This window comes from Clostridioides difficile ATCC 9689 = DSM 1296, from assembly GCF_001077535.1.
GTDB classification, from domain to species: Bacteria; Bacillota; Clostridia; order Peptostreptococcales; family Peptostreptococcaceae; genus Clostridioides; species Clostridioides difficile.
Genome location: NZ_CP011968.1, coordinates 1,808,209 through 1,827,406, shown reverse-complemented (window position 1 = coordinate 1,827,406; position 19,198 = coordinate 1,808,209). Strand labels below are relative to the sequence as shown.

General features: G+C 26.3%; 11 protein-coding genes, 1 tRNA gene, 1 CRISPR repeat array and 2 riboswitches. Of the genes, 3 read left to right on the top strand and 9 right to left on the bottom strand.

The genetic code is table 11. The features are described from left to right. Positions 1-654 precede the first annotated feature (654 nt). The 3 genes from CDIF1296T_RS08785 to CDIF1296T_RS08775 form a co-directional block, all read right to left on the bottom strand. Positions 655-1,239, bottom strand: a complete 585-nt coding sequence (locus tag CDIF1296T_RS08785; RefSeq protein ID WP_004454497.1) for a sugar O-acetyltransferase — start codon at positions 1,237-1,239, stop codon at positions 655-657. Between the two features lie 321 nt (positions 1,240-1,560). Next, positions 1,561-3,405, bottom strand: a complete 1,845-nt coding sequence (locus tag CDIF1296T_RS08780) for a glycerophosphodiester phosphodiesterase (RefSeq protein WP_009896811.1) — start codon at positions 3,403-3,405, stop codon at positions 1,561-1,563. A 294-nt stretch (positions 3,406-3,699) separates the two neighbouring features. Further along, positions 3,700-4,662 carry a PLP-dependent cysteine synthase family protein gene (locus CDIF1296T_RS08775; protein ID WP_009896810.1) on the bottom strand — a complete coding sequence of 321 codons (963 nt, stop codon included), beginning with the start codon at positions 4,660-4,662 and terminating at the stop codon, positions 3,700-3,702. 190 nt (positions 4,663-4,852) lie between these two features. Here CDIF1296T_RS08775 and CDIF1296T_RS08770 point away from each other — a divergent pair, with 190 nt between their 5' ends. Next, positions 4,853-5,404, top strand: a complete 552-nt coding sequence (locus CDIF1296T_RS08770) for a helix-turn-helix domain-containing protein (RefSeq protein ID WP_004454500.1) — start codon at positions 4,853-4,855, stop codon at positions 5,402-5,404. 538 nt (positions 5,405-5,942) lie between these two features. Here the strand turns inward: CDIF1296T_RS08770 and CDIF1296T_RS08765 are convergent. Further along, positions 5,943-6,230 (bottom strand): hypothetical protein, encoded by a 288-nt coding sequence (locus CDIF1296T_RS08765; RefSeq protein ID WP_018112776.1) that lies wholly within the window; start codon positions 6,228-6,230, stop codon positions 5,943-5,945. 408 nt (positions 6,231-6,638) lie between these two features. Next, positions 6,639-7,786: direct repeats of the CRISPR family, unit length 29 nt; unit sequence ATTTACATACCACTTAGTTAATATAAAAC. Positions 7,787-8,432: 646 nt separating this feature from the next. Between CDIF1296T_RS08765 and CDIF1296T_RS08755 the strand changes: the two genes are divergently transcribed. Beyond that, a complete protein-coding gene (locus CDIF1296T_RS08755) occupies positions 8,433-9,704 on the top strand; it encodes an amidohydrolase family protein (RefSeq protein ID WP_009896806.1) in 1,272 nt (423 codons plus the stop codon). A gap of 583 nt (positions 9,705-10,287) precedes the next feature. After that, positions 10,288-10,605: a pyrimidine/purine nucleoside phosphorylase gene (gene ppnP, locus CDIF1296T_RS08750; protein WP_004454504.1), complete on the top strand. Its 318-nt coding sequence runs from the start codon at positions 10,288-10,290 to the stop codon at positions 10,603-10,605. 85 nt (positions 10,606-10,690) lie between these two features. Here ppnP and CDIF1296T_RS08745 read toward each other — a convergent pair whose 3' ends face one another. From CDIF1296T_RS08745 to CDIF1296T_RS08725, 5 genes are all read right to left on the bottom strand, one after another. Further along, positions 10,691-13,048, bottom strand: coding sequence for an HAD-IC family P-type ATPase (locus tag CDIF1296T_RS08745; RefSeq protein WP_009896804.1), 2,358 nt, complete (start codon positions 13,046-13,048; stop codon positions 10,691-10,693). Positions 13,049-13,470: 422 nt separating this feature from the next. After that, positions 13,471-14,928 (bottom strand): aminomethyl-transferring glycine dehydrogenase subunit GcvPB, encoded by a 1,458-nt coding sequence (gcvPB, locus tag CDIF1296T_RS08740; protein ID WP_009896802.1) that lies wholly within the window; start codon positions 14,926-14,928, stop codon positions 13,471-13,473. Further along, positions 14,928-17,402 (bottom strand): aminomethyl-transferring glycine dehydrogenase subunit GcvPA, encoded by a 2,475-nt coding sequence (gene gcvPA, locus CDIF1296T_RS19995; RefSeq protein ID WP_004454507.1) that lies wholly within the window; start codon positions 17,400-17,402, stop codon positions 14,928-14,930. Before gcvPA ends, gcvPB begins: the two co-directional genes overlap by 1 nt. A gap of 117 nt (positions 17,403-17,519) precedes the next feature. Continuing rightward, positions 17,520-17,608: riboswitch (glycine riboswitch) on the bottom strand. A 3-nt stretch (positions 17,609-17,611) separates the two neighbouring features. Beyond that, positions 17,612-17,716, bottom strand: a riboswitch (glycine riboswitch). 491 nt (positions 17,717-18,207) lie between these two features. Next, a complete protein-coding gene (locus CDIF1296T_RS08730; protein WP_009896799.1) occupies positions 18,208-18,723 on the bottom strand; it encodes an HXXEE domain-containing protein in 516 nt (171 codons plus the stop codon). Positions 18,724-19,057: 334 nt separating this feature from the next. After that, positions 19,058-19,138, bottom strand: a tRNA-Leu gene (locus CDIF1296T_RS08725). Positions 19,139-19,198 lie beyond the last annotated feature (60 nt).

The window sequence follows — 19,198 nt, the reverse complement described above, 5'->3', positions numbered from 1 at the left end:
TTTATTTATATAAGTTTTTTATTTTTTGTTTATATTAAAAAACTATATTGATTAATTTATTTTATTTAGTAATTATAAAAATTCGTCTTAGAATATATTCTATATTTGTAGATTATCTTTAATATTTTTAATTTCACAAAAATTAAACTCCCAATATTTTTATCCACTTTTATCTCATTAATTAATTATATTATTTTTATGCTTTTTACAATTTTTCCTATTTAAATATATATTAATATAATCCTCTTTCATAAAATAAATGTTACTCTTATTAATTAAAAAAATTATAACCACTTTTGATTACTAATCAAAAGAAAATATCTAAGTAAAATAAAAATTATATTTATTAAGCTTTATGTATTATAGTATTTTATTCTTACTTAATCATCATACTATAGTAAAATACTAACCTAAAAGTTAGTATTTTACTTAAAAATAAGTGCTTATTCAAACATCAAATAGAATATATACTATTATAAATAAATATATAAAGGAATGACTTTTATAAAAAAATGGTGGAAATGTAAGATAGAAGTGATAAAAACTACATTCCACAAAAATTTAACAAATGAATATGGATGTGAAAGTATTAGAAAATACCCTATGTATAAAGTAAGAAAGGTGTTTTTTGAGATTTTGCAAGAAAATTTAACTTTATTTATTTTCTCGAATAATACGGCATGGATTTCCGTATGCAATCATATTACTTGGAATATCTTTTGTAACAATACTTCCTGCACCTATAACTACATTATCTCCAATAGTAACACCTGGCATGATAATAGCACCCCCGCCAATCCAAACATTATCTCCAATAGTAACTGGAGCTGTTTGAGTTTTACAAAATTCAAATGAACCATCTTCTTTGGCATTACCAAATCTATCACCAGCATTAGTTGGATGAAATGCAGTATATATTTGTACGTTTGGTGCGATTAGTGCATTATCCCCAATGATAATTTTATTATCATCTAAAAACGTACAATTCATATTGACTTCACAATTATTTCCAAAATAAATATTATTTCCATAATCTACATAATACGGTGCAGTAATCCATAAGTTTTTACCCTTACCACCAAGTAACTCATTTAATATTTTTTCTTTTTTTTCCAAATCCGAGGAATCTGTTTGGTTATAATCTCTTACTAGGTCTTTTGCTTTATGCCATTGAGTTAACAACTCAATATCACCACAATCGTAAAGTTCTCCTGCCAACATTTTTTCTCGCTCTGTCATGTTTTTAATCCTCCAAATTTATATTGTTTTTCATATATATTCTAGCATAAGATTTATTAATTTATATATTTTACTTATATAAAATTTAATAAATAACAAGATTTATTAAATATACAGTTGACAATCTATCTCTCTGTCATCTTAAAACTCTTTTAACTGTAATAATCTCAGAGCAATTTTTTCACTTTTATTCCTTGTTTATAGCTGATAAGCACAATTTTTATAAGAATAACCTTAATTTAACAACCTTATTTATGTTAAAAAGAGATATTATTGATTTTAATAATATCTCTTTTACTGGATAATACAATTATAGAATATTTAAAATAAATAATCTGACACTTGACTAATAAATCCATTTTTCTTCCAATAAATTGCACTCTCTATAAGGTATGGATTATCTGTAATAATACTATCTACATTTAGGTCAAGCATTTTCTCAATTAAACTGTCACTATTAACAGTCCAAACGAAGATTTTTTTGTTCATTTTATGAATCTTTTCTACTACTGTTTTATTAACAAAAGTTGATTCAATTCCATACATATCAACATAATTTAACTTTGAAAAATCACCATATGCAATTGCCATAAAATAGCATGTCAATAAATTCTCATCCAGTTTTTTTACTTTTTGTAATATAGTTTTATCCATAGATGCAACTATACATTGATTTTCAAAATTATTTTCTTTAATTAACTGAACAACTTTTTTTACTACGTCTCCCTTTTCATGTCCATTAAGTTTTATTTCTATTAATAATTTCACCTTACCTTTAGAATATTTTATCATTTCTTTGAGTGTTGGTATCTTTTCCCCAACAAACTTTTCATCATAATAACCTTTTCCATAATAATAAAAGCTTCCCGCATCATATGTCTTTACTTCATTATAATTTACATCCCAAACATTTTTATCTACTCCTGTAGTTCTCTTAAAGTTTGAATCATGAAGTACAATAAGTTCTCCATCTTTAGCTTCTTGAACATCTATTTCTGCATAATCAGCTTTAGCATGTGAAGCTTCTTTTATTGCTGCCAAAGTATTCTCTGGAGCCATTTCAGCTCCTGCTCTATGAGCAATTGCTGTTGTATAAAATGAAAATGACGTATTAAACATACCATTTATATGTGAAGAAAATGCAACTGACTCTATATAAGAAATCAATAATATTAATACTAAATTAAAAACAATTTTTGATATAGATTTTTTCTCTTTTTTAATATTATTTTTAGAAATACTTACTCCTTTATATTGATAATAAGTTGCTGAGATAAATCCAATGTCCAATATAAAAATGAATATTGATAAAATCAATCTAAAATATTCTTCAAATGCAATACATCTATTTATAAATACATTCTTCAAAAATTCCATATCAGTACAATATTTAGTCCATATGCCTATAAATATAATTCCACTATGATAAATCGCATATCCAATAATAGCTACTACTAAAGATAATATTAATGAATAAATAATTGTTCTTATAATCTTTCCCTTTATAAGATTAACACTTTCTTTTCTTGCTCTTTTAAAATTTTCTGTATTTAAAGTTATCTCATGAATGCTAAAAATCCATCTAATAACCGAAATATATATTATTAAAAGAAAAATCATATAGATTATATTTAAAATTATATCAGACTTTATATAATCTAGTATGTACTCTGGTATTTGTATTTTTCCTATAAACCCTGAAATTAAAACTGTATTTACTAATGGAATTATTAATATCACAAATATAAATAATAGTATATTTTTAGGATATAACAATTTTATAGAGTTCTCAAATGATATTTTAAAGAGTTCAAATAACCCTATTTTTTCATATTTTATCGATTTATTTAAACAAATAATTACAGAGGTAAATTCAAAAAATGCATAAAAAGCTAGTATTATAACTGATAGTATTATCAGAACTATTGACATGGGATTGGTCAAAACTTTTATAAAATTATCCATATTTAGGTAGACTATATGTAAACTTTTTATTAAAATATCAAATATATATCTAATAGATGGCCATATAAAAAATAAGGCTAATCCTTTATGAAATAATTCAAATAAAATTAATGTACTAAAATTATATTTTATTATAAAAACAAGTTTATTTAAAATATTTTTACCCGTAAATATAAAATTTCTTAAAATTCTCTTTTGCATTTTTATCTCCTTGTATCTATTTGTTCTAATTTTATCATATATTTTAAATACATTTAGAACATTAATATGTATTATTCCAAGTTATGATGTATAAATGCAAAAACACATACTCTTTTTTATTGCATAGCTAATCATCAATATCTATATAGCTTAATACTTATAAGTAGGATACTCCATATTTACAAAATAAAAAAGTATCTCCTTTATAACTTTCAAAAATTACATTGAGATACTTTTTATAATTTAAATCTATATACTTAATTTAAAAAACATTGCATAACTATTGTGCTATTATTACAATTCTTCATATAAATCAGTACTTAAATATTTTAAACCACTATCATTAAGAGTTAAAATTATATTTTTTCCTTTTTCACTGCTCTTTAACAACTTAATTGCTGCACATACATTTGCCCCTGAAGAAAATCCTGCAAATACACCTTCTAATTTAGCTAATTTTCTTGCTACATCAGTTGCCTCCTCGTCTGTAACTTGAATATAACCATCAATAAGTTTCTTGTCTACTAATGGCAAATCCATAGAATATCCTCCACCTTGTATTTTATGCCCTTGGTCAGTTATTTCTTTACCTGAATAAATTGCTGCTGTTTCAGGTTCAACAACATAACATTTGATAGAAGAATTATGTTTTTTAAGTGTTTTTGAACATCCTGCAAAAGTACTACCACTTCCAAGAAAATCTACAAATACATCAATATTTCCATCCAATTGTTCCCACATTTCTTCTGCTGTATACTTTTCATGTGCATGATTACAAGCTTCTAAATTAAATTGGTCTGCTCTAAATGCATTTCTTTCTTTTGCTATTTTTTGAGCCTCAATTTCTACAAGTGCCAAATCTTCACCAGATACCTGTCCATGAACTGAATTAGGCATTTGGTCTACAAGAACTACTTCAGCACCTAAAGCTTTCATCATTCTTGCTCTTTCCATAGAATTTCCTTTTGACATACACGCTATAAATTTATATCCTTTACATGCACAAGCTATTGCTAGTCCTGTTCCAGTATTACCACTTGTTAATTCCACAACTGCTTGACCTGGAACTAATAAACCTGCATTTTCTGCTTCGGTAATCATTTGTAATGCTACACGGTCCTTTTTACTAAATCCCGGATTTAAGTATTCCATCTTTGCATAAATATTACCTTGAACTCCAAATTCATCTGCTATTTTGGATAAATGTAACATATGAGTATTGCCTATAGCCTCTGTAACATTATTAAGTACACGCATTACAATTCCCCCTTAATCTCTCAACTATCATCCGTTGAAAAACAACTCTTTATGCAGTATAATTTATATTACGGATGTACAGTGTATTTAACGTTCATTATATTATACATTTGTAAATTATAAATAATGTTAAATAAATTATACATTCGTAAATTATATTTGTCAATAATTTACATTTTAAGGAGTTACTATGAGTATTAATACTGTTATTGCTAAAAATTTAAATAGATTACGTAATGAACGTAACTTAAGTCTAGGTCAACTTGCTGAATTATCTGGCGTAAGTAAAGTAATGCTTTCTCAAATTGAAAAGGGAGACTCAAACCCAACAGTAAACACAATTTGGAAAATTGCAAGTGGACTAAATGTTCCATATACTGCAATACTGGAACAACCTCAAAATGAAACTTTTATTGTATCAAAAACTGATATAGATGTACAAGTTTCAGAAAATAAAGATTATCGTCTTTATTGTTATTATCCCAATACACCAACTAGAAACTTCGAATTATTTCAAATGGAATTAGAAGAAGGTCATAGTTATACATCTGTTGGTCATTCTGAAAAATCACAGGAATATATTATGATTATAGAAGGTCAATTAAAATTAGAAGTAAATGACTCTATTTATCAACTTAGAGAAAATGACTCTATTTGTTTTTCAGCTGAATCAATTCATACATACCATAATCAAGGAGAAAAAACATTGAAAGCAGTAATAATAAATTATTATCCAGTTTAGCCATGCCATTTAATAATAGAATAATTATTTTCTATACAAAAAGATAAATCCTTTGATTAGGATTTATATTTTTTATTTTATTTTTCTTTATAAATTCATTATATATCTTTACACTTTTATCAATTATGTTATAATAAGCTTATATAAAAGTTTTATATTTTTGACAAATGGAGTACAAAATACTCCTTTTTCTTTTTTACTATTGTGATAATTATTTAGTTAGTATTAAAATATTATCACTTAAAACAAATACAAAACGTCTCTTATATGTACATTTTTCATTGTTGTAATAATGATTTGTGTATGTATTTCTCACAATTGGAGTGCTTATGCACTCTTTTTAAATACCTTTATTACCATAACCTAAAAGCTATTTTATTATCCCTTTTAGTTTATTTTTAAGTAGTTAAATAAATTATTTTATATTTTTTTCTTCATTTATATGAAACTTTTGTTTTATCACTATATGCACTTTATATTTACTACAAATAACACATAAGCTTACTTTTATCATAAGACTCCTATATCTAAATATAATTTAAGAGGTTAAATAATTGAATAGTATATTAAAACATAATGGTAATGACAAAAATATAAAAATCTTTATAGTCATAAATTTTATCTTATCATTTTTATCCTCTCCATTAAAATAATTATCTTGATAAAATGTAGCTCTATTTTGATAACCTGTTTTTAAAACTCCATTTTGAATTAACAGCAATATAAAAAAGATTGCTAATAAAATAAAGTTATAATTTTTTTCTTTTAATCTAAAATTAGCTATAATAACAATGAAACTATATAAAGCATATAAAATTTTTTTCATAAAAAACACCTAAATTCTATATTTGTATTTTATATTGAGCCAAATCTAATTTCTGTATATTTATTAAGTGTAGTTCTAGTTCCTATTGTAGTAGCATTAAATATTTTTTAATTTTTATTTTCAAAGGGCATCTCCTTATATTTAAATTATAGTATGAATATTCATAAATTTCAATCTATTTATAAGGTAATTATTTTTTATATCTAATATCTTGTCATTAAGTTTTATTATATATATTTATAAATTTTTCAATACTTTTTATAATTATTCTACTTTTATATTTTAATCATTAAAACTAAAGTCAATGTTATCTGGTAATTATTTACTACAAATGCTAAAAAATAATTATATTTTAAAGGAGAAAATGCTGTATAAATTATTGGGGTATTTTACCTATACTTGTTGCAAATTTACATACCACTTAGTTAATATAAAACAAATTTCAAAGAGATTGGACAACGAATAAAAATTGCAATTTATATACCATATAGTTAATATAAAGCATATTTGTGTCGATATATAGTTCTAACTAAGTATAAGATTTACATACCTCATAGTTAATATAAAACACATATTTTACATGTTTGAAGATTTTATCAGAAACCCTATTTACATACCGCATAGTTAATATAAAACTATTAATAGTGCTATGTTGTTTATTTGCATTAACAAGATTTACATACCACTTAGTTAATATAAAACTTGTAATTTAGATAAATGTTCTGTTGGAGATTTAACCAATTTACATACCACTTAGTTAATATAAAACTGCAACAGTTCAGCAAGGAGCTACAAATATGTATAAATTTACATACCACTTAGTTAATATAAAACAATATACTATATTTATCAACTGATGAAGTGTTGCAATATTTACATACCACTTAGTTAATATAAAACTTAACGAAATTAAAATTGAATCTAATAATTAGCTATAATTTACATACCACTTAGTTAATATAAAACGGCTTGCAAACCATTCGACAATGCTATTTATTATTTCATTTACATACCACTTAGTTAATATAAAACCTGTACCTATTTTAACAGGAAATCTATTGCAATCTTTATTTACATACCACTTAGTTAATATAAAACTAGTCTCAACTTTCAAATAATCTTCTTTTTCTATCAGATTTACATACCACTTAGTTAATATAAAACATCCTAGTCTTGATGCTGGAGATAATATTGTAATTCATTTACATACCACTTAGTTAATATAAAACCTCTTTCTGGAGTTGCTTACGATTTACCTTATACTCCATTTACATACCACTTAGTTAATATAAAACCAATTAATCCCGACGTTCCTATAGTTGGCATTGATTTATTTACATACCACTTAGTTAATATAAAACGACCAAGTACATGTTTTAAAGAAAAAACAAGAAGTTATTTACATACCACTTAGTTAATATAAAACACAATAAAAGTCAGCTCGAAATGTTCATGGAAAACAATTTACATACCACTTAGTTAATATAAAACGCTATAATAAAAAACAGATGGGGTGGAGCTTCTTTGATTTACATACCACTTAGTTAATATAAAACCCCAAAATAAACTAAGTATTTTCAGTACTTACACACATACAACTCTCTCAAATTTGCAGTGAACCATGAGTAGTGCAATTGATAACATTTATCACACACCCTCAATCCCTTACATTGCAACTGTTAAACCCTACTTTATCAAAAATATCGCTCACTGCAAAATTTATATATTTTTATTATATCATAAAATTCAAACTATAAAATTAAAATGGAATAATTTATCAATTTAAGAACACCTACATATTTGTAAATACTTACTATATTATCTATTCTAATAATTCTTCTTCTAGCTGGAACTAATATAAAAATCATCTCTGAAAGATTAGGACATACTAATATAAAAATAACTATGAATAGATATTTTCTTGTTTTAAACGATATGGATAAAAAAGCTTCTGAAAATATAATCAAAGTTCTCTTTAAATAACATTCCATTTTATGTAAGTAGGCATTATATTTTTCTTAAATGTCACTTAAATGTCAGTTATATATAATAATAGTAAACAACTGTATTGCACTAATATTTGCTATTATCTAATAGTATTTATAGTTTAGATTTGATATAATACATGTGGTAAAATTTTGATTTGTAAAACAAAATTTTACCTACATATATTAAAACAAATTTAAAACTAAGGAGACCTATATGTTAAAAGTATTAAAAGGAAATATAATTTTTACAAAAACTTCAGAAACTTTCACAGTATTTGAAAATAGTTATATTATACTGGAAAAAGGTAAAGTAAAGGGAATATTTAAAGAGATACCTAAGGAATACAAAAACCTAAAAGTAGTAGATTACACTGATAAGCTTATAATACCTGGTATGAATGACCTCCATGCCCATGCCTCTCAATTTAAAAATCTTGGAATGGCTATGGATAAAGAGCTTTTGCCATGGCTTGAAACTTATACATTTCCAGAAGAATCAAATTATAAAGATATAGAATATGCAACAAAAATGTATAAAAAATTTGTAAAAGAACTTTGGAAATCTGGAACTACAAGAATAGCAGTGTTTGCAACAGTACATAAAGAAGCCTCTATGAAACTTATGGATATATTCAAAGAAGTTGGTCTTGGAGCATACGTTGGTAAAGTAAATATGAATATGAATTGCCCTGATACTTTATTAGAAAACACTCAGGATTCTATTACTGATACAGAAGAAATTATAAATAAGTATAGTGATACAGATTCTATTGTAAAACCAATAATAACACCTAGATTTATACCAAGCTGTACAAGTGAACTTTTAAAAGGTTTAGGAGATTTATGTTTAAAATATAATATTCCTATTCAATCACACTTATCTGAAAATTATGATGAGATTGAATGGGTTAGAAGTCTAGAACCTGAATCTAAATTCTATGGAGATGCATATAATAGATATAATTTATTTGGTCAAACTCCTACTTTAATGGCTCATTGTGTTCATTGTTCTCAGGATGAAATAGATTTAATGAGAGAAAATAATGTTATGGCAGTTCACTGTCCAGCTTCTAACTTTAATGTTGGTAGTGGTGCTATGCCTATCAGAAAATTAATCGATAATAATATTAGATTAGCACTTGGATCAGATATAAGCGGTGGACATACATTGTCAATATTTAAAGCAATGGTATCTGCAATACAATTATCTAAATTATATTGGGTTAATTCTGGTAAGAAGTATAATTTCTTATCTTTATCTGAGGCTTTTTATATTGCAACCAAAAGTGGTGGAAGTTTCTTTGGAAAAGTTGGTAGCTTTGAAGAAGGTTATGATTTTGATGCATTGATTATTGATGATTCAAATTTAAATCATGACAATTATTCTATACTTGAAAGACTTGAAAGATTTATCTATGTTGGTGATGATAGAAATATCATTCATAGATATGTATGTGGAAAACTAATTGAAGAACCTAATATATAATTATAATAAAAATTTTAATTATATATTATGGTTAATTTATACAACTATAATTAATAAAAGAGTATATTTTAAATCTAAAAGCTATAGGTTGAAACATACTCTTTTTATTTTGTTTATTTATAGCTTTAGTTATTAATCATATATAAATCTACAAAACGTATTCTTAGTAACTTATATTTTTTGATATCTACAATCATAAGACTATATTATTATTGGATTCAGACCTCAAAAATATTGCCTTTTGAACATTATTATATTCAAAGCTATGTTAATTTACAATGATATATCTAACATGTACTGTAATTATCAAACACTTCTAATCTCCTATATTTTCATATTAATGTAATATCTCTTTTATTAATACTAAAATTTTTAATATTTATAATATATAACTCTTCAACTTATTCTTTTCTTGCTTACTTTGCAATTTATTTTATATTTTTTATCAATTTAAGCAATTTCATCTCTTTTTTATTCTTATTAATTTTTTTAATAAATACTAAATTTTTTTGTAAATATATAGCATTTTTTACATTATTTTTATATAATATATATGTACAAATAATTTTGGAGGTTTTATCTAATGAGTGAATTTAAGAATGTTACTGCAGTAAAGAAGGCAAACGTTTATTTTGATGGTAAGGTAAGTAGCAGAGTAATAATACTGCCTAATGGAGAAAGAAAAACTTTAGGATTAATGTTGCCAGGAGAATACACTTTTTCTACTAGAGAAGAAGAAATAATGGAGATGCTTGCTGGAAGTATGGATGTAAAACTGCCTGGAAGCAATGAGTTTGTAACTTATAAAGAAGGGCAAAAATTTAATGTTCCTAGTGATTCAAGTTTTGACTTAAAGGTTAATGAAGTTGTTGACTACTGTTGCTCATATATAGCTGATTAATAAAAATACATATTCTTACATAAAATTAAACACATCTAAAAAGAGCAGTTCAACTAAAACTGCTCTTATTTATATCATTTTAAAATTAATTTAAATCTGGAACAATTGTCTCTAATATCTCATCTAAGACAAATAACATAACTTTTATCATAATTGGCATTAATATTGCTAATACCATAGTTATGAGAATTAATTCTCTACTCAATGCTACAAATGAGAATAATCCACCTAAAAATAGAATCCCAATAACAAATGCAATAGTCATACTTACTATTAAAAATAATCTTTCTTTATTAAATGGCAAACATTGTTGTCTTAATATTAAAAGACCACATACACCAGTTAATATAGCACACATTGTGGAAAATACACTTGAACTATAACCTAAATATTCAACTATATTGTAAACAATAATTACATTTACTGTCACACATAGTGCTCCTGGTAAAGCATTTTTTAATATATTGAGTAAAAAATTTCCTGAAATTCTACTTTTGTTTGCTTCAAGAGCTAAGAAGAATGATGGTATACCCACTGTTACAGCCCCAATGAGTGATAATTGTATAGGAACAAATGGATACTGTCTACTGAAGAAGAATAATGTTAATAACGACAAGAAGAATGAAAAAATTGTCTTTACTAAAAACAAAGAAGATGCTCTTTGAATGTTATTAATTACTTTTCTTCCCTCCATAACAACCTTTGGCATTGATGCAAAGTTTGAATCTAATAAGACTAAATTAGACACATTCTTAGTAACATCACTCCCAGATGCCATGGCAATGCTACAATCCGCTTCTTTAAGTGCTAGCACATCATTTACACCATCTCCAGTCATAGCTACTGTATGATTTTGTTTTTTTAATGCTAAAATCATTTGTTTTTTCTGTTGTGGGCTTACCCTTCCAAAAACACTGTATTTATCAACTGCTTTGTATATATCACTATCATTTTTAAGTGTTGTTGCATCAATAAAATTACTAGCTGTTTTAAGACCTGCTTTTCTAGCTACCTCACTTACTGTTATAGGATTGTCACCAGATATAATTTTTATATCTACACCTTCATTGTAAAAAAATTCTAAAGTTTCCTTAGCTTCATCTCTAATTTTATCCAATATCAATATAAAAGCTAGTGGCTTTATATCTTCAGGAATATTATTATCTTCCATATAAGAATCACTATGAGCTAAAACTATTACTCTGTTTCCTTTTTTAGAATATCTTTCAACTTCTATCCTAAGTTTTTTATTTTTTTCCTTAAATATAAACTCAAATGCACCTAATAAATATGTACCTTTATTTTCAAAGGTAACCCCACTGTATTTTCTTTCTGAAGAAAATGGTATTAAATTCTTAGCTTTATACGTATCTAAAACATTATACTTATCTCTTATTGCATTTAGTGTTGCATTATCATCTTTGAGAGAATTACATATATTCCCCATTATTTCATTAATATCCACTTCTTCCAACATTACTATATCATCAACTTGCATTTTACCTTCTGTAATTGTACCTGTCTTATCAAGACATAGTGTATCAACTCTAGCAAGAGTCTCTACACAGTACAGTTCTTGCACTAAAGTTTTATGACTAGCAAGTTTTATAGTTCCTACAGCTAGAGCAATGCTCGTAAGTAATGTTAATCCCTCTGGTATCATACCATTTACAGCTGCCACTGTACCTACTACAGATGTAGCTATAGAATCTCCATTTCCAAAATGTTGTTTTGCAAACAATATAATTCCTAGAGGAATTATTATTATACCTACAATTTTTAATATTGCATTTAATGAATTTCTAAGTTGAGAATTATGTTTTTTAGAAATCTTTGCATCATTAGCTATCTTATTTGCATAGTTATCTTTTCCTATATTTTCAACTCTTACAAAAGCTTCTCCAGAAACTACAAAACTTCCAGAATATAAAAAATCGCCTTTATTTTTTATAATAATATCAGATTCACCTGTAACCAAGGACTCATTTACCTCTAATTTTCCATTTAAAACTTTTGAATCTGCACAAATTTGATTACCTGTTTTTAAAATCATAATATCATCTAATACTAATTCTTGTACATCAATCTCTTTTTTCTCTTTTTCTCTTATGACAGATACCTTATTTGAAACTATAACAGATAGATTGTCCAATAATCTTTTAGCTCTTATCTCTTGTATTACTCCTATAATAGTATTAATTACAGCAATAAATATAAATAAGGTATTTTTAAAAGAACCAACTGAAACTAATAAACAGACTAAAACAATATTTATGAGATTAAAAAGTGTAAATATATTGTCTTTAAAAATTTGTTTATATGTTTTGGTTTTTCCATTATCAAATGCATTAATTAAATTATCATCTATTCTACTTTGAAGTTGATTTTTATTTAAACCAACATTTATATCACAACTATACCTTTCTAAATTAACCTTATCCATATTTTACTCCTTTCAACTTAGCACTTTTTTATACTCAAATCTACAAATATATTATAAAATTCTCAATTTTTATATTTTATTATTCTATAGTTTATATAATAAAATATAAATCTAAAGATTTAAATATTATAATTCTTAAGATTTCCTAAATTTTTATGAATTTCGCTATATTTTAGTTAAGTTTTTCTTAATATAAAAGAGTAAATAAAGTTAAGGCAAGATAAATTCAACAATTCTTATTAATATCTATACATAATCATCATATCAATATTCTATATAAGCACTAATACAATTTAAAACTTTATATAGAAAATACCATACATACTAATATACAAAAAAGCTATCTAAACTAGATTAAGTTAGATAGCTTTTTCTTACAAATTTAATTCTCTTTATACTTTAAATCTCTACTTTTTAACTATTTATCTTTGTGACCATGTTAGTATAGGTTTCTTTACTGCCCTTGCATCATCTACTCTTTTGACCAAAGTATTATGTGGAGCAGTTTTCAATAGTTCTGGTTCTTCCTTTGCCTCTTTAGCAACACTTTTCATAGCTTCTATAAAACTATCTAATGTCTCTATACTCTCACTTTCTGTAGGTTCTATCATAAGTGCCTCATTTATAATAAGAGGAAAGTACATTGTTGGAGGATGGTATCCATAATCTAGTAGTCTTTTTGCAATATCGATAGTTTTTATATTGGCCTCTCCTCTTGGCAATCCACCTAATACAAACTCATGCTTACACAAGGTATCTATTGGCAAAATATAATCATCTTTTATACTTTCCTTTATATAATTAGCATTTAAAACTGCCATTTCACTAGCCTCTTTAAGTCCATCCCTTCCCATAGTTAGTATATATGTGTAAGCTCTTACAAGAACTCCAAAATTACCATAGAAATTTTTAATTTTCCCAATAGATTTTTCTCTATCATAATTTAGTACATACTTATCTTCTTTTCTTTCAATTACTGGTATTGGTAAAAAAGGTACTAATTCTTTTTTAACTCCAACAGGACCAGCTCCTGGACCTCCACCTCCATGAGGAGTTGAAAAAGTCTTATGAAGATTAAGATGAACCACATCAAACCCCATATCTCCAGGTCTTGTTATCCCCATAATAGCGTTCATGTTTGCACCATCATAGTACAAAAGTCCTCCTGCTTCATGTACAAGAGTAGCTATTTCTTTTATATTTTTTTCAAATAAACCAAGAGTACTTGGATTAGTAAGCATAAGAGCTGCTACTTCATCATTCAAAACCTCTTTTAATGCATTTATGTCTACAGCTCCATTTTTATCAGATGCTATTTGAATCACATCAAAGTTTGCCATAGCTGCACTTGCTGGATTTGTTCCATGTGCAGAATCTGGAATTATCACTTTGGTTCTCTTATGGTCACCTCTATTTTCATGATATGCTTTTATAATCATAAGCCCTGTAAACTCACCATGAGAACCTGCTGAAGGTTGTAGTGTAACTTCATCCATACCTGTAATTTCTGCAAGTCTTCTTGATAAATCATACATCAAAGAAAGAGAACCTTGAGCTGTATCCGAAGATTGGTATGGATGCATTCCAGTAAAGTTTGGAAGTGCTGCCATATCTTCATTTATTTTAGGATTATATTTCATAGTACAAGAACCCAAAGGATAAAAACCTGTATCAACTCCAAAGTTTTTATTTGATAATAATGTATAATGTCTAACTAATTCTAATTCACCAACTTCTGGCAAATTCAACTCACTTTGTCTTGCCATATCTGGGTCAATCATATCTTCTATTTTTATATCATCTATATCTAACTTTGGAAGTGAGTATGCTTTCCTACCTTTTTTAGATATATCTATCAACAAACTATTGTATTCTTTCATTATAATCCCTCCATTATTCCAACTAACTTATCTATTTCCTCTTTGCTTCTTTTCTCAGTCACACAAAGCAAAGTTGAATTTTTTAATTCTGGATAATTGTATTCTAAATTATAACCTCCTAATATATTTTCTTCTAAGAGTTTATCATTTATAGTTTCTATATTAAGATTTCCTTGTACAGCAAATTCTTTGAAAAACTTACCTTTAAATATTGGCTTATATTTTCCAGTTTGTACAAGTTTATTGTAGGTATAATGTGCTTTTTTCATAGACTGCATACCAACCTCTTTAAATCCTTCTTTACCCATAGTAGCCATATATATTGAAGCTACAAGAGCATTTAAAGCTTGATTTGAACATATATTAGAAGTTGCTTTTTCTCTTCTTACATGCTGTTCTCTAGTTTGTAAAGTTAATACATATGCAATTTTACCTTCTACATCTAAACTTTGCCCAACTATTCTTCCTGGCATTTTTCTAGTATATTTAGATTTGCTAGCTAAAAATCCTACATAAGGACCTCCAAAATTAAGAGGGTTTCCAAGTGATTGAGCTTCTCCAACAACAATATCTGCACCTATCTCACCTGGTGTTTTTAAAACTCCTAATGATATTGGGTCTACACTCATAATTAACATAGCCTTATTTTCATGAGTTATCTTTTCTATTTCTTCCATTTCTTCAATAATTCCAAAGAAATTAGGAGTTTGTATAAGAACACATGCTGTATCTTTGTCTACAGAAGCTTTTAATTTTTCTATATCTGTAGTCCCATATTCATTACAAAAGTCAATTTCTACTATCTCACAATCTTTATATTGTAAGTAAGTTCTTAATACTGACAGAGTTTCAGGATGAATAGTTTTTGACACTACTATTTTACTTTTTCTAGTCTGATTCATTGCCATTATACATGCTTCTATTGCAGCAGTTGCTCCATCATACATTGATGCATTTGCAATTTCCATACCTGTAATTTCTGCAATCATAGATTGAAATTCAAAAACTACTTGTAAAGTTCCCTGACTTATTTCAGCTTGATATGGAGTATATGCTGTATAAAATTCAGATCTTGAAGTTATATGTTTTATAATTGATGGTATATAATGGTCATATGCACCAGCACCAAGAAAACAAGTCAAGTCTTCTAAACTTAAATTTTCTTCTGACAATCTTTTTACTATTTTGCTTACCTCTAATTCAGATTTTCCAATTTCCAAATTTAAATCTCTTTTTAATTTTACTTCTTCTGGTATATCTGAAAATAATTCATCAACTGAATTTAATCCAACTACTTTTAACATTTTTGATTTATCTTCACTTGTAGCAGGTATATATGAAAATTTATTTTCTTTGTTTAATATAATATTATCTTTTTTATATTGTTTTTTATAAAAAGGTTTCTTAACTATCACAGCAGGAACAACTTTTTTTCTGATTGCTATACCTATTTCATTTCCTACTTTTGCATATTCAGAATCTATAATTCCCATACCTAAAATTTTTCCTGTCGTTGGAGATGCACATCCTGTTGTTACAAATCCAACTGTTTTATCACCAATCCTTATATCATATCCATTTCTAGGCATTCCTTTACCTTGCATTTCAAATCCTACTAACTTTCTTTTAGCTCCACTTTCTTTTTCTTTTGATAAAATTGATTTGCCAATAAATGATTCTTTATTTGTTTTCACAAAGATAGATAAACCACCTTCAATTGGAGATATGTGTTCATTTATTTCATGTCCATATAGAGGTAGAGCTGCTTCAAATCTCAAAGTATCCCTACAACCTAGACCAGCTGGACATATATCTTCTCCTCCAACCTTTAGAACTTCATTCCAAATTATTTCTACATATTTATTTTTACAGTATATCTCAAACCCATCTTCCCCAGTATATCCTGTTCTTGAAACTAAACAAGGACAACCACATACTTTTGTTGATGGAATTGACTTATAAAATTTTATTGAGTTTAAGTCTATATCTGTGATTTTTTGAAGAATTTCTTCTGCTTTAGGTCCTTGAATTGCTAATTGACTCACTTCACTAGATATATTTTTTATATCTACATTGTATCCTTCACTTTGTTTTATTATCCATGCTACATCTTTATCTATATTACCTGCATTTATTACTAATAAATAATCTTCTTCACCAAATTTATATATTAATAAATCATCAACTACTCCACCATTTTCATAACACATAGGTGTATATATAATGTCATTTATCTTTAATGTGCTTATATCATTTGTAACTAGGTTTTGTATAAATTTTTCTGACTCTGCTCCCTTTATCTGTACCTCTCCCATATGAGATACATCAAATATACCTGCACTTTTTCTGACCTTCTCATGCTCTTTATTTATACCCTCATATTCTAAAGGCATTTCCCAACCAGCAAATTCAACAAGTTTTGCTCCAAGCTCTTTGTGTATATTGTACAAAGATACTCTTTTCAATTCATTCATATATAACCCTCCCTAGAAAATTAGACCTACTGTATTTAAGTAACTTTGATATTATTTCCTGTACTTTTTCATAAAAAAAAGATATATCAGCATGGAAAATAATCCTAGCCTATATATCCCTGTTTGTATACCTGAAAGATTTAATAATTTAATATTATTTTGCTTCTTCGGTGACTTATAGTATCTTAACTTAAGTCTCTCCAGAGTCCCATCAATTAGCGATATTTTTGCCTGAAAGCTTCTCTAAAAATTGGCATTTCTTAAATTTCTTCTTCGGCGCCTTTTCGTATAAAGGACTCTCTCGCTAATCTCATTTGGAAATATTTATTTTCAATTTTATTGTATGAATATTTCAATTAAATGTCAACACATTATATTTATTTTTTTTTATGTATTAATTTTTTTGTTAAGTTTTTATTATCAATTATTTCTCTTTTATATTATTCACTCTTATGCAAAGATATTATATATTAATGTAAAATAACATTTTCACTTAATTTATTATTAAAATAACACACAAAGAACCAAATGTAAATTTATATTGAGATTTACTATAACATGTTAAAAGTATATTCATAGACTTGATGAAATCGTTTACAATTTTAAACTTGTGAAAAATAAGATTTTTAAAATATACTTGAAATTATTTAGTTTTTATAGAATTTGTATATTTCTTAAAATTCTAGTCACTTTATACTTATGAAATACATTGCTATAAAATTTTATACATTATATTAATACTATAAAATATTAATACTATAAAATTCCAATTTCTGATTCCTTGAACTGTCCAATAAACTAAAATTTATATGTTTGACATCCACTTTGTAAATTTTCCAATCAGCGACTGTGCAAACTTTAAATTCAATGCTACAATTATAATGCCAATTATACTGTACAGAATTGTTGTACTCATTTCACAATCAACTATATAAATACTCTTACTTATACACCAAATGCTTATTGGTAAGCATATGATACTGGTAATAAGTGAAGGTATATATTTTCTTATTATGATTGACTGCCCTATATGAATTACCAAATGTAAGGTATATGCTATAAAACTACCTAACCATAGTAGATATACATACTGATTCTCTGTTATAACTGTAAGTATACAGAAAATAATGCATAAAATAAATTCTTCAAACACAGCAAATGCCATGCCTTCAGTACTATAATTTTTATAAACTTTACTGATAAATGGATACTTCTTATCAAGCATTGATTTATTTTTTTTAAGCCATATTCCAAAACCTATTATCTCTTCCATATCATGAAAAATAAAAAGTAATGGAAACAACCATATATATTTTTCCATAATATCCTCCTACAAAATTTGATTTATCTACTTATTCATCATCTTATAATATTATTTAATGGTTTAATTATTTCATTTCCGTCTTAGTAAAAATACATATTATTCCACATTTTATCAAGAATGTGAACACTGCTTATTAACACATTCTTAACTAAAGTATATTCTAATAGATGAATGATAATAAAACAGAAATAAATGTACTGTTTTTGCCTATAAAAAAAGCACTTTGTACTAAAGTGCCAATCTATTATATATACAAAAAAATAAAAACGGGATAGCCCACTCCGAAAGCCAGCAACCCCAGTTTTTTTCAGTACAATTAAGTACTGTAAAGTGCGGATGAAGGGAGTCGAACCCCCACGCCAATGGCGCTAGATCCTAAGTCTAGTGCGTCTGCCAATTCCGCCACATCCGCTTATCACTCTTTTATTTTACTATATTTCGCCATTATTTTCAATAACTTTTTAAAATTATC

Bases quoted from the DNA above. Each gene is read 5' to 3' on its own strand.
- CDIF1296T_RS08730 (WP_009896799.1), bottom strand. From the start codon at position 18,723: ATGGAAAAATATATATGGTTGTTTCCATTACTTTTTATTTTTCATGAT.
- CDIF1296T_RS08775 (WP_009896810.1), bottom strand. From the start codon at position 4,662: ATGCGTGTACTTAATAATGTTACAGAGGCTATAGGCAATACTCATATG.
- CDIF1296T_RS08780 (WP_009896811.1), bottom strand. From the start codon at position 3,405: ATGCAAAAGAGAATTTTAAGAAATTTTATATTTACGGGTAAAAATATT.
- ppnP (WP_004454504.1), top strand. From the start codon at position 10,288: ATGAGTGAATTTAAGAATGTTACTGCAGTAAAGAAGGCAAACGTTTAT.
- gcvPA (WP_004454507.1), bottom strand. From the start codon at position 17,402: ATGAATGAATTGAAAAGAGTATCTTTGTACAATATACACAAAGAGCTT.
- gcvPB (WP_009896802.1), bottom strand. From the start codon at position 14,928: ATGAAAGAATACAATAGTTTGTTGATAGATATATCTAAAAAAGGTAGG.
- CDIF1296T_RS08770 (WP_004454500.1), top strand. From the start codon at position 4,853: ATGAGTATTAATACTGTTATTGCTAAAAATTTAAATAGATTACGTAAT.
- CDIF1296T_RS08785 (WP_004454497.1), bottom strand. From the start codon at position 1,239: ATGACAGAGCGAGAAAAAATGTTGGCAGGAGAACTTTACGATTGTGGT.
- CDIF1296T_RS08745 (WP_009896804.1), bottom strand. From the start codon at position 13,048: ATGGATAAGGTTAATTTAGAAAGGTATAGTTGTGATATAAATGTTGGT.
- CDIF1296T_RS08765 (WP_018112776.1), bottom strand. From the start codon at position 6,230: ATGAAAAAAATTTTATATGCTTTATATAGTTTCATTGTTATTATAGCT.
- CDIF1296T_RS08755 (WP_009896806.1), top strand. From the start codon at position 8,433: ATGTTAAAAGTATTAAAAGGAAATATAATTTTTACAAAAACTTCAGAA.